Origin of the sequence: Gaetbulibacter saemankumensis DSM 17032 (assembly GCF_000425645.1) — a bacterium.
GTDB classification, from domain to species: Bacteria; Bacteroidota; Bacteroidia; order Flavobacteriales; family Flavobacteriaceae; genus Gaetbulibacter; species Gaetbulibacter saemankumensis.
On sequence record NZ_KE384430.1, the window covers coordinates 196,721 to 210,416 of the forward strand.

The 13,696-nt window shown below is 36.2% G+C and carries 7 protein-coding genes and 1 tRNA gene; 2 read left to right on the forward strand and 6 right to left on the reverse strand.

Going from position 1 to position 13,696, the window contains the following annotated elements:
• Window positions 1-4: 4 nt before the first annotated feature.
• The gene (locus H611_RS0107565; protein WP_027137789.1) at window positions 5-3,094 is read right to left on the reverse strand and encodes a TAT-variant-translocated molybdopterin oxidoreductase; all 3,090 of its coding nucleotides are present in this window, start codon (window positions 3,092-3,094) and stop codon (window positions 5-7) included.
• Window positions 3,095-3,151: 57 nt separating this feature from the next.
• Window positions 3,152-4,441: a c-type cytochrome gene (locus tag H611_RS0107570; RefSeq protein WP_027137790.1), complete on the reverse strand. Its 1,290-nt coding sequence runs from the start codon at window positions 4,439-4,441 to the stop codon at window positions 3,152-3,154.
• Window positions 4,442-4,671: 230 nt separating this feature from the next.
• Here H611_RS0107570 and H611_RS0107580 point away from each other — a divergent pair, with 230 nt between their 5' ends.
• Window positions 4,672-5,046 carry an SPOR domain-containing protein gene (locus H611_RS0107580; RefSeq protein ID WP_245574782.1) on the forward strand — a complete coding sequence of 125 codons (375 nt, stop codon included), beginning with the start codon at window positions 4,672-4,674 and terminating at the stop codon, window positions 5,044-5,046.
• Between the two features lie 287 nt (window positions 5,047-5,333).
• Here H611_RS0107580 and infB read toward each other — a convergent pair whose 3' ends face one another.
• The 4 genes from infB to H611_RS0107600 form a co-directional block, all read right to left on the reverse strand.
• A complete protein-coding gene (gene infB, locus H611_RS0107585; RefSeq protein ID WP_027137792.1) occupies window positions 5,334-8,198 on the reverse strand; it encodes a translation initiation factor IF-2 in 2,865 nt (954 codons plus the stop codon).
• 29 nt (window positions 8,199-8,227) lie between these two features.
• Window positions 8,228-9,460 (reverse strand): transcription termination factor NusA, encoded by a 1,233-nt coding sequence (gene nusA, locus H611_RS0107590; protein ID WP_027137793.1) that lies wholly within the window; start codon window positions 9,458-9,460, stop codon window positions 8,228-8,230.
• 13 nt (window positions 9,461-9,473) lie between these two features.
• The gene (gene rimP / locus H611_RS0107595) at window positions 9,474-9,935 is read right to left on the reverse strand and encodes a ribosome assembly cofactor RimP (protein ID WP_027137794.1); all 462 of its coding nucleotides are present in this window, start codon (window positions 9,933-9,935) and stop codon (window positions 9,474-9,476) included.
• Window positions 9,936-10,163: 228 nt separating this feature from the next.
• Window positions 10,164-10,236, reverse strand: a tRNA-Gln gene (locus tag H611_RS0107600).
• A gap of 148 nt (window positions 10,237-10,384) precedes the next feature.
• Here H611_RS0107600 and H611_RS0107605 point away from each other — a divergent pair.
• Window positions 10,385-13,693 carry a glycosyltransferase family 117 protein gene (locus H611_RS0107605; RefSeq protein ID WP_027137795.1) on the forward strand — a complete coding sequence of 1,103 codons (3,309 nt, stop codon included), beginning with the start codon at window positions 10,385-10,387 and terminating at the stop codon, window positions 13,691-13,693.
• Window positions 13,694-13,696: the final 3 nt, after the last annotated feature.

The window sequence follows — 13,696 nt, forward strand, 5'->3', positions numbered from 1 at the left end:
AGATTTATGCTTCAGTTGTATTTCTCACTTTTGTTTGATACTGTACGTTAGGTTTTGTTCCTACGTGCTCTAACAAGTGATACATACGGTTATCTTCCTTAAGTTTTGCAACTTTACTTTCCTTATCATTGATATCACCAAATACCATAGCCCCACTGCTACAAGCTGCAGAACAAGCTGTTTGGAATTCACCATCTTTGATTACACGTCCATCACGTTTTGCATCAAGAATTGTTTTTTGTGTCATTTGAATACACATAGAACATTTCTCCATAACACCACGAGAACGAACTACAACATCTGGGTTTAATACCATACGTCCTAAATCATCATTCATGTGATAATCGAACTCATCATTACCATTGTATAAGAACCAGTTGAAACGACGTACTTTATAAGGACAGTTGTTTGCACAGTATCTAGTACCTACACATCGGTTATACGCCATGTGGTTTTGACCTTGACGCCCGTGAGATGTAGCAGCTACAGGACATACTGTTTCACAAGGTGCATGATTACAGTGCTGACACATTACTGGTTGGAATGCTACCTGAGGATTATCAGATGGGTGTTCCATTTCTCCAAATCCTCCAAGAGAACCGTTGTCTCCGAATAATCCAGAGAAACCTTCCTTCTTAGCGTCATCACCTTCAAAAGTTTCATCAGATGAATAATATCTATCGATACGTAACCAGTGCATATCACGGCTACGACGAACTTCAGTTTTACCTACTACAGGTACGTTGTTTTCTGCGTGACAAGCAATAACACAAGCCCCACATCCTGTACAAGCATTTAAGTCGATTGATAAGTTAAAGTGATGTCCGATAGAACGATCAAACTCATCCCATAAATCAACATCTGGAGAAGTTACAGGAGTTTCTTCGTGATTTAAAGACACTACAGGAACCGCATTCCAATGCTTTTTATCTTTTGTGTTGAATATCTCTAAAGTAGTTTCTTTAAGGATATCTCCACGTCCCATAAGGGTATTGTGTAACTGAACACATGCAAACTCATGCTCTCCGGCAGCAGCTTCCACTGTTACTGTTTGCACATTGTTAAATCCTTGGTATAATGCATAAGCATTAACCCCCGTTTGCATTTCTTCTTTTAAACCTCTAGTTCTACCATAACCAAATGATAACCCTACCGATCCTTTTGCTTGACCTGGCTGAATTAACACAGGCACGGTAAGTGTTGTACTTCCAACAGTTACTTTTGCATAACTTCCATTTAAGGCTCCAGTTGCAACATGTGTATTAGCTAAACCTAAGGCATCTGCATCTGCTTTAGAAACCGTTAAATAGTTATCCCAAGATGCTCTTGAAATAGGATCTGGAAACTCTTGTAACCAAGGATTATTAGCTTGCTGTCCATCACCCATACCAGTTTTAGTATAGAATGCTAATTCTAAACCATTAGACTTAGCCGATGCTGCTAAACTAGCAGCAGCATTACTCGCTGGAGTTTCTGCACCTTCAGAAGCAGTTTCTTCCTCAGCTACATTGGTAACAAATTGTCCATCGTGTAAAGCTTGGTTGAAAGACCCACCATTTAAGATAGATGCATTCCAAACTTGTTTGATGTAATCGTTATAAGAAATATCATTACCAGTCCACTTTAATAAAGCTTCCTGGAACTGTCTAGTATCAAATAAAGGACGAATGGTTGGTTGCGTTAAAGCAAAGTGACCACTCTTAAATTCAACATCACCCCAAGATTCTAAATAGTGTGGTGCTGCTGCAATGTATTGTGCTTCCGAAGACGTTTCATCTTCTTTCATTGAAAACGCAATAGATAACTCAGCCTTCTTTAAACCTTCAGCAAATTCTGAAGCATTAGGCAAAGTATATAATGGGTTAACTCCAGCCATAATAACTGCAGCTACCTGACCAGCTTTTAAATCGGCAACTAATTGAGACACCTCTTTATCGCTTCCTTGTCTTGTTTTAATAACATTCTTAGTATCGAAAGCTTCACTTGCTAAACGCTCGTTAATTTCCAATACCACTGTTTGAGCATTTACATCTTGAATTCCTGTAATCACAACACCTGCGCTACCAGCATTTTTTAACTGGGCAGCAGCACTCTGTACAGCCTTTTCAACATGTTCAGGTAAATTCCCTGATACCGTACCACCAACAATATGACTATGTAATTTAGCTAAAGCAATTTTTTGCTGAGTTGGTGTTAAAGGCACACGCTTATCGGCATTAGCACCAGATAAAGACATATTAGATTCAAACTGTATATGACGTGACATTTTTCCATGCTGAGGAATTCTATTCTTAGAATATCCAGCATCGAAACCACCGCCTTGCCAATCTCCTAAGAAATCTGCACCAACCGAAACGATAGTCATCGCCTTAGAGAAATCGTAATTAGCTAAACCGCGTGTTCCATATTTTGCTTGAAAAGCGTCTAATGCAGCAGATTCTGATACCGCATCGTAAGCTACATGCTGTACGTTACCATATTTTTCTGTAAATTGTGCAATGAGCTTACTTGTAGACGGACTTGCAAAAGTTTGTGTTAGTAACACGATTCTTTTATTTGCCCCTTTTAATTCGTTTAATTTTTGAGTAGTTTCAGCATCAAACGTATTCCAAGAAATAGATTCTCCTCCTTTTTTAGGACCTTGAACTCTTAAACTATCATACAATCCTAAAACTGAAGCATTCACTCTGGCATTAGCACTTCCGTTAGTAGCAGCTAAGCCATTGTTTTCAATTTTAATTGGACGACCTTCACGCGTTTTCACTAAAACACTAGCAAAATCAAAACCATCAGCTATTGTAGTGGCATAATAGTTTGCTACACCCGGAATAATTTCCTGAGGTTGCACTACATAAGGAATGGATTTCTTTACTGGACCTTCACAGGCAGCTAATGAAGCCGCAGCAGTACTAAATCCTACATATTTTAAGAAATCACGACGGCTTGTAGATGTCGACTCTAATGTATCCTTATCTCCTAAAAATTCATCAGTAGGTATTTCAGCTACAAACTCGTTTTGCTTTAGCGTCTCAACAATAGAGCTATTTTCGTTCAGCTCTTCAACACTTTTCCAGTATTTCTTGTTTGATGACATATTATATAATTGAATTACTTCTTAATTAATCTTTTAAAGTTTTCCTTTTCTGGAAAATTAGTAGTGACACTTACCACATTCTAAACCTCCCATTTGAGCAGCTGTAAGCTTCTCTACACCATACTTCTTAGATAATTCTTCATGAATTTTCTCGTAGTAAGCGTTATCTTCAACTTTCACATTTGTTGTTCTGTGACAGTCAATACACCATCCCATTGTTAATGGAGCGTGTTGATAAAGAACTTCCATCTCTTCAACTGGACCGTGACAAGTTTGACATTCAACACCAGCAACAGAAACGTGCTGTGAGTGATTGAAATAAACAAAGTCTGGCAAGTTATGAATACGCACCCATTTTATTGGTTGTGTTTCTCCTGTATACTTTTGCTCAGCATCATCCCATCCTGCAGCTTTATATACTTTCTTGATTTCGCCATCGTAAAACTCTTTAGAATATTCTGCTGATGTTTCACCGTTATACTCATAAATTGATTTATGACAGTTCATACAAACATTTACAGAAGGAATTCCTGATGTTTTACTTACACGTGCAGATGAGTGACAGTATTTACAATCGATACCGTTATCACCAGCGTGAATTTTATGTGAGAAATGAATTGGTTGCACTGGTTGATACCCTTGATCAACACCAACCTGCATTAAATATCCGTAAACGAAATAAGCACTTGAAAGCAATAAGAAAATAGCCATAACCAACATTAAAAATTGATTCTGAATAAAAGCTTTCCAAAGTGGCGTTCTTTTTGTTGCCTCTGCTAACTCGATATTCTGAGCTTCAGCAAAACGACGTAATGTTTTATTAACTAAATAAAGACCTAAAGCTAACAACAAAAATAAGATTGCTAAGGCTCCCAAAATTAATTCATTTGAAATACCGCTAGAATCTGAGGTTGATTGTGTTGCTACTGCAGTAGCAGCGGCAGGAGCTTCTTTCTTTTCTTCAGCCGTATACGCTAAAATATTATCAATATCTTCTTCTGATAACTGAGGAAATGCCGTCATCGCAGCACCACCATATTCGTTGTACACTTTATTAGCGTAAGCATCGCCAGATTTAATAACACCCGCACTATTATGAATCCAATCATAAAGCCATTGTTTATCTAAACCTTCGTCGTCTGCCAAACGTTGCTCTACGTTACGTAAAGCCGGACCGGTCATCTTTTTATCAAGCTGATGACAAGCAGCACAATTCGCATTAAATAATGATTTTCCTTTTGCCGGGTCTCCTCCTTGAGCAGAAAGAGAGGCTGTAAACAGTAATAAAATAGATAAGCTTAAACCAAGAACGTTTTTACTTAATGTACGGTGAGTCACCTTTCTCATATTGTCGGTTATATTAACTTCTAAACTTTGGTATGATTTTTTCATTTAATCAAAAAGAAAAATATACAGTTATAAAATCTTGGGCAAAAGTAACACTTAAAGTGGATTTAGGAAATGTTCATGAACTCTTAACATTTAATTTAGAGACATTCTAAATAAATAAATAATCTTATTTTAAACTTATAACGTATACATTTGTACTAACAATATTAAAATAAAAACAATTGAATTTGAAAATCAACATTTTAGGCTTTTTAGTTGTATTTACCGCATGTGTTTTCAGTCATGCTCAACAAGGTCAGGTTAGCATCAATCAAGACAAAAACATTAGTAAATTATTAGAAATTAAAAAGGATATGAACAAAAACGATTCCGATAGATATAAAATACAAATCTATTCAGGCAATCGCAAGGAAGCCGAAGCGGCTCAAAATGACTTTAATAAGGAATTTGAAGATTGGCCTACTATTATGCAATACGAAACTCCAAACTTTAAAATATGGGCTGGAAGTTTTAGAACCCGCCTGGAAGCCGATCGTGCTCTTAAAAAAATAAAAAGACAATTCCCAAGTGCTTTTATTTTTAAGCCGAAAAAGAGCTCATAGCAACATGGTATAACAATCAAAAAAAGCGCTAAAAATTTATTTAGCGCTTTTTTTATGTCCTTTCTAAACTTTCAAATCGACGGCTTTTAAGATGTACCTTATAAAAATTCTTATTAAAACTACATAGCACCTGTCTAAGATTCTATTTAATCACCTTATTATTTAAAACAATACCAAAATCAGCTATAACCTAAACAATTGCCTCCTGATGCTACAAATACAACCTTAGATAGACAAAAAAAGCACTTGTTTTCACAAGTGCTTTCTCTTTTTTATAATTACTTAAATTACTTAAGCTTCTTTTTAACTTCAACTTCGTGGAAGGCTTCGATTATATCACCCTCCTTAATATCGTTGTAGTTTTTAATTTGCATACCACAGTCGTAACCTTTAGATACCTCCTTAACATCATCTTTAAATCGTTTTAATGATGCTAATTCGCCGGTATAAACCACTACCCCGTCTCTAATAATACGAACGCCTGAACTTCTAAGTATTTTACCATTGGTAACCATACAGCCGGCAATAGTACCTATTTTAGAAACTTTAAAGATTTCTCTAATTTCAGCAGTACCTGTTACCTCTTCTTTAAATTCCGGAGATAACATACCTTCCATAGCATCCTTCAAATCGTTTATCGCATCATAGATGATTGAGTATGTTCTAATATCGATTTCTTCTTTATCAGCTGTTGCTCTTGCATTTCCAACAGGACGCACATTAAATCCGATAATAATCGCATCAGAAGCCGATGCTAATAATACATCACTCTCTGTTATAGCCCCAACTCCTTTATGCAAGATATTAACTTGAATTTCTTCAGTCGATAATTTCTGGAATGAATCTGTTAAAGCCTCAACAGAACCATCCACATCACCTTTAAGGATAATATTTAACTCCTGGAAATCTCCTAATGCAATACGACGACCAATTTCATCTAATGTAATATGACGTTGTGTACGAACAGATTGCTCACGTTGTAACTGAGAACGCTTAGCTGCAATTTGTTTTGCTTCACGCTCATCTTCAAATACATTGAATTTATCACCTGCCTGTGGCGCACCATCTAAACCTAAAATTGATACAGGTGTTGACGGACCTGCTTCAGTCACATCATTTCCACGCTCATCATGCATCGCTTTAACCTTACCACTGTTCTTCCCTGCCAATACGTAATCACCAACTCTTAAGGTCCCTGCTTGTACTAATACTGTAGCCACATAACCTCTACCTTTATCAAGGAAAGCCTCTACTACAGTACCAATTGCCGGTTTATTAGGATTTGCTTTAAGCTCTAATAATTCAGCTTCCAGTAATACTTTCTCTAATAATTCTTTTACACCAGTACCCATTTTCGCAGAGATATCGTGTGATTGAATTTTACCACCCCAATCTTCAACTAACAGGTTCATGTTTGCTAAACCTTCTTTTATTCTATCTGGATTAGCATCTGGTTTATCTATCTTGTTAATTGCAAATACAATAGGCACTCCTGCAGCCTGCGCATGAGAAATAGCCTCTTTTGTTTGTGGCATAATATCATCATCTGCCGCAGCAACAATAATAGCTATATCGGTTACCTGAGCACCACGGGCACGCATCGCGGTAAAGGCCTCGTGACCAGGTGTATCTAAGAAGGCTATTTTTTGTCCGCTTTCTAATTCAACACCATAGGCACCAATATGCTGTGTAATACCACCGGATTCTCCAGCAATTACATTTTCCTTACGGATATAATCCAGAAGCGACGTTTTACCGTGATCGACATGTCCCATCACTGTAACAATTGGAGCACGCTCTTTTAAATCTTCTGGTTTATCTACAACTTCCTCTATTGATTCTTCGATATCGGCAGTTACAAATTCCACCTGATAACCAAACTCCTCAGCAACAATACTTAACGTTTCTGCATCTAAACGTTGGTTCATAGTAACCATCATACCTAAAGACATACATGCGGAGATAATCTGTGTTACAGACACATCCATCATGGTAGCCACCTCGTTTGCAGTAACAAACTCGGTTACTTTAAGTATTTTACTTTCTGCTGCTTCTTGCTGAAGATCTCTTTCAGTTTGATCTCTATGCTGATCTCTCTTATCCCTTCTGTACTTAGCACCTTTTCCTTTTGAGGACTTACCTTGAAGCTTTTCAAGTGTTTCACGCACTTGTTTTTTAACATCTTCCTCGCTAGGATCTTCTTTTACTATTGGACGCCTTGCTTGACCTGGTTTACCTTTAAAACGATCGTTCTTACCACCTGGTCCACGATTATTTCCACCAGTATTGTTATTACTATTTGGTGCTCCAGCTTTACTTATACGACGACGCTTTTTCTTATTTCCAGAAGCGTCTCCCCCTTTAGCTTCAGGCTTTTTATCTTCCTTCTTCTTTTTAGGCTTATTAAACTGTGATAAGTCAATTTTATCTCCAGCAATTTTTGGTCCAGTAAGCTTTTGGTATTTTGTTTCAACACGCTCTTCAGTAATCTGCTCACCATCTTCCGTTGTAATGGTGTTTTTCTTAACTACAGGCGCATCTTTTTGTATAGGTTTCTCCTCTTTTTGTGGAGCTTTAGGAGCTTCTTCCTTCTTCTCCTTAACAACTTCTTTCACTTCTGCCTTTTCAGGCTTCACTACCTCTTCTACCTTTTCAGGTTTTGTTTCTTCCTGAGATTTTTGAACTGGTTGTTCTACTTCTTCTTTTACAGGCGCTTCTTGCTTAACAATTTTTTCTTGAGCTGGCTCTTCCTTTACAGGAGTTTCCTGCACAGGTTCAGACTTAACCTCTTCTTTTTTCTTAGGGTTAAGATCTATTTTACCAACTTGTTTAGGTCCAGAAAGTACTTTAGAGGCTCTAACTATTTCTTCTTTTCTTGCTGCTTCCTTCTGCTTTTCTTCAAGCTCACGTTCGCGCTGTTCACGCAATACTTCCTTTTCCTTTTGTTTTGCTTCGCTAACCTCTTTAGACGCTACTTTTTTACTTGCATCTGTTTGAAATTCATCAGACAGTACATTGTATACATCTTCTGTAATTTTTGTAGTCGGTCGCTTTTCAATTTCGATGCCCTTAGAATCTAAAAATTCTACAGCACGGTCTAAAGAAATGTTAAGTTCGCGTAATACTTTATTTAATCTTATTGTTTCAGCCATAAATCGCCTTTAAAATACTCAAATATATGTTATTCTTCGAATTCTTCCCTAAGAATATTAATAACTTCTTTAATTGTTTCTTCCTCTAAATCGGTTCTTTTTACTAAATCTTTAATATCCTGCTCTAAAATACTCTTAGCGGTATCTAGACCTACTTTACTAAATTCTTCAATAATCCAACCTTCTATTTCATCAGAGAACTCTGCTAATTCAACATCTTCCTCTGCTCCTTCTCTAAACACATCAATTTCATAACCTGTTAGCTGTCCTGCTAAACGTATGTTGTGTCCGCCTCTACCAATAGCTTTACTTACTTCTTCTGGTTTTAAAATTACCTCGGCACGTTTTGTTTCTTCATCAATTTTTATTGAAGTTACACGCGCTGGACTTAAAGCTCTGGTGATATATAATTGTAAGTTATTAGTGTAATTAATAACATCAATGTTTTCGTTACCTAGCTCTCTTACAATACCATGAATTCTCGATCCTTTCATACCAACACAAGCACCAACCGGATCGATTCTATCATCATAAGAATCTACAGCTACTTTTGCTTTTTCTCCTGGTATTCTAACAACATTTTTAATAGTAATTAAACCATCGAAAACTTCTGGAATTTCTTGTTCAAATAATTTCTCTAAGAAAACAGGGGAGCTTCTTGACATGATTATAGCAGGTTTTGCTCCTTTTAATTCAACACTGTCAATAACACCCCTTACGTTATCACCTTTTCTGAAAAAGTCTGAAGGTATTTGCTTATCTTTTGGTAATACAATTTCGTTCCCTTCATCATCCAACAAAATTACAGCTCTATGACGAATATGATGTACTTCAGCGGTATAAATTTCGCCTACTAAATCTTTAAACTGCTTATAGATAATGGTATTATCGTGCTCGTGAATCTTCGATATTAAGTTTTGACGCAAAGCTAAAATAGCACGTCTTCCTAAATCAATAAGTTTAACTTCTTCAGAAACGTCTTCACCTACTTCAAAATCTGGTTCAATTTTACGAGCTTCAGTTAAAGAAATTTCTTGATTTGGATCTTCAACCTCACCATCGGCTACTACAACTCTATTTCTCCAAATCTCTAAATCTCCTTTATCCGGGTTTACAATAATATCGAAATTATCATCATCGCCATATTTCTTTTTTAAAGCACTTCTAAACACATCCTCTAAAATTGCCATTAACGTTACTCTGTCAATTAGCTTATCGTCTTTGAATTCTGAAAAAGATTCAATTAACGCGATATTCTCCATAACTCTTATTGAATTAAAATTTAATCATAACTTTTGCTTCTACAATATCTTCGTAAGCAATATTTGCTTGCTTTTTTACAGTTACTTTACCTTTACCTATAGGTTTTGGCTCTCTAACTTTCCACTCTAAAGTGATGTTTGTTTCGGTTGCTAGCATTAAAGTGCCTTCAATTTTCTCTGTAGCTGTTTTAACTTTTAAATCTCTATTAAGATTTTTAGCATATTGTCGCTTATTCACTAAAGGAGCAGCGGCACCCGCCGACATGACTTCTAAAGAAAAATCTTGCTCTTCACGATCTAAATTATGTTCGATAGCACGACTAACAAACATACAATCCTCAACCAAAACACCATTATCACCATCAACAACCACTTTTATGTGATTATCTGGCTGCACAGTAAATTCTATTAAAAATAGATCCGGTCTCTCAACCAAGGCTGCGTCTAATAAATCTTTAACGGTATCTTTAAACATTTTTTATTATAAAAAGAGGGGACTTTCCGTCCCCTCGTTCTTAATTTTTCCTTTCAACGGTGCAAATATAAAACTTTTTATTGGTTTTTAAAGTATTACGATTAAAATTCTATGTTAGAAACCCATACACTCAAACACCATTCTACTTTTGAGATAAAAAAGATAATCTCACAAGATTTAAAACAAAAAAAAGTCTTAACAATATTGCTAAGACTTTTAAAACAACTGTTGGCCTACTAGGGCTCGAACCTAGACTCTTCTGGACCAAAACCAGACGTGTTGCCAGTTACACCATAGGCCAATTCCTCATTGCGGGTGCAAATTTAAAACAAACTTTTGTTTCTGCAAGTATTTTTTAAAAAAATATTTTCACCAAACTTAACGTTTACTTAAAAATATATTGAATATCATATTTATTACTAAATTCGCCAAAGCAAATAAAAAATCATATGACCTCATTTAACTTTAAAAAATGGAATACCATTCTAGGGTGGGTTTCTTTTTTAATAGCCTTAATAACATACAGTTTAACTGTAGAACCTACTGTTAGCTTTTGGGATGCCGGAGAATACATTTTAACCTCTGCAAAATTAGAAGTCGGCCATCCTCCAGGAGCACCACTGTTTCAAATGATAGGGGCTTTCTTTTCTATGTTTGCCCTTAATTCTGGCCAAATAGGCTTTATGATGAACATGATGAGTGCCATTGCTAGTGCATTTACCATCTTATTTATGTTCTGGTCTATTACCTTACTTTTAAAAAAACTAATTTCTGAAAAAGAAGACGTAACAAAAGATAAAGGTATTGCTATTTTGGGCAGTGCTTTAGTCGGTAGTTTAGCTTTTACTTTTACAGATTCGTTCTGGTTTAATGCCGTTGAAACTGAAGTATACGCCATGGCTGCTTTAATCATGTCTGCCATGTTCTGGCTAGGATTACGCTGGGAACACGACATGAACAAGCCTCGAGGCAATCGTTGGTTAATTTTAATTTCATTTATAATAGGACTTTCTTTTGGGGTGCATTTTATGGGATTATTAACCATTCCAGCCATAGGTCTTATTTACTATTTTAAAAATTACAAAACTGTTACTCTTAAAGGTTTTATTGTCGCCAATGTTGCTGCAGTGGCGGTTTTATTATTCATATTTAAACTTTTAGCACCTAATATCTTAAAAATATTTAGTGCCTTCGAAATATTTTTTGTCAATACCATTGGGCTTCCATTTAACTCAGGTTCGATCATTGCAGGCATCCTACTTATTGGAGGCATTTATTATTTGCTTAAATACACCAGAAAAAAAGGTTATGTGCATTTAAACACAGGAGTATTATGTTTAACCTTTGTTATTATCGGATTTTCCACTTGGTTAATGCTACCAATCCGTGCCAATGCCAATACGGTTGTTAATGAAAACAATCCTTCAAGCGCCCGTGAACTTTTAGCCTATTACAACTTAGAACAGTATCCTGAAACACATTTGTTTTACGGACCACAGTTTACCGATCAATATGCTTATTTAGATGAAAACAATCCTTATGTAGACGACAAACCGAAATACGAAAAGGATGAAGAAAAAGGTAAATATGTGGTTGTTAACGACTATAAAGGTGCTAAACAAAATTACAATTCTAAGCACGCTTCATTATTACCAAGAATGTGGAGTGCCGAACACGCCGAAAACTATATGATGTTCTCCGGGTTTTTAAAATTCAAATTAAAACCTGAATATCAAATGGAAAACGAACTACGTTCTGCCGTAGCGAATTTTAGAAATGATGTTAATCAAGGAAATGTAGACTACCAGGATTATAATAATTTCCTTAAACGTTTTAAAAATTACATAGACATAGAGAAACCTAGCCTATGGGATAATGTAAAATATATGTTCCAATACCAGCTAGGCTATATGTACTGGCGTTATTTTATGTGGAATTTTTCAGGGCGTCAGGACGACATTCAAGGTCGTATGGACAATCATGGTAACTGGATTACTGGAATAAAACCACTCGATTCAAAAATATTGGGTTATTCACAGGAGAACCTTCCAAGTGATGTATTAAATAACAAAGGAAGAAACACCTACTACATGTTGCCTCTAATTTTAGGGCTAGTTGGCTTCTTCTTCTTATTTAACACTAACAAAAAAATCTTCTGGACTATGCTGGTGTTTTTCGTGTTTACCGGTGTAGCAATTCAAGTTTACACCAACGTTCGCCCATTCGAACCTCGCGAGCGTGATTACTCGGTGGTAGGATCATTTTATGTATTCGCAATATGGATTGGATTTGGGGTCTATGCCATTTACGATACTCTTAAAAATTACATTGCTGCGAAAAACCTAACTGCAGGTATCACCACAGCTATTTGCCTTGTTCTTGTTCCGGGTATTTTAGCTGCCAATAACTGGGATGACCACGACCGTTCTGATAAATATACCGCTGAAGCAATGGCTAAAATGTATTTAGATTCTTGCGAAGAAAATGGCATTTTATTCACTATTGGAGATAACGACACCTTTGCGCTTTGGTACGCCCAGGAAATAGAAGGCTACCGTACAGATGTTCGTATTGTAAATACCAGTTTATTCCAAACAGACTGGTATATCGATCAAATGAAGCGACAGGCCTACGAAAGTAAACCTATTCCTTCTCAATTAACGCACAATTTATACAAATATGGAACTAACGATTATATTGTTATTGAAGATGTTATTAAAGACACATTAGACATAAAACAATTTTTAGATTTCGTTGCTAGCGATAATGCCAAAACAAAATACAAATACATTTTACAACAGCGTGGCATCGACTTATCTCAGGTTAGAAGGCAAGATTTAAATGCTAGCTATATGCCTACACCCCATTTACGCATACCCGTAAACAAAGAGAATGCCTTAAAATCGGGTATTGTAAAAGCCAAAGACGCTGATAAAATAGTCCCTTATATCGACATTAAAGTTAGCGGTAATGCCCTTTACAAGAACCGACTATTAATGTTAGATGTGATTGCTAATAACAACTGGGAACGCCCCATATATTTTACAGGCGGAAGCTTTGGCGACGATGATTATTTATGGATGAAAGACTACTTACAGCTAGATGGTTTATGTTATAAATTAGTTCCAATAAAAACCCCTATCGATCGTGCAAACCCTTTCGACATGGGTCGCATAGACTCCGATTTAATGTATGAAAAAGTTAAAAAATGGGATTGGGGTAACAGCGGAAGCCCTGACATTTATCATGATCCTGAAACCCGCAAAAACGCCATTACTTATAGAGGTAATTTAGCTCGTTTAGTACAGGAATTAATTAACGAAGACAAACTAGATAAAGCCGAAGAGATAGCAGATATTGCTATGACTAATATGCCTGTTGACTATTTTGGTTACTACACGCTTTTAGAGCCCTTCATTGGTGCTTACTATGAAATTGGCAATCAGGAAAAAGCAAGACAGCTATTTAAAGATGTGGCCGTAAAATATCAGGAAAACCTGATCTGGTATAGCAGCTTAACCATTGCCAATCAGGAACGTTTATTTGAAGAGATTTACACAGACATCCAACGCTACAAAGCACTAGTAGATGTTTTGGTAAAATATGATCTAGAATTTGCTGAAACCGAAGGTGATATCTTTAACAATCACTTAATGATGTTTAAGCATTTCTACGGAGATGATCCTGAGGAAGAAATTGAAATACAGGACGATCTTGATTCTATTATAGAATTAGGACACGATAGTACAATAAAGTAAGGC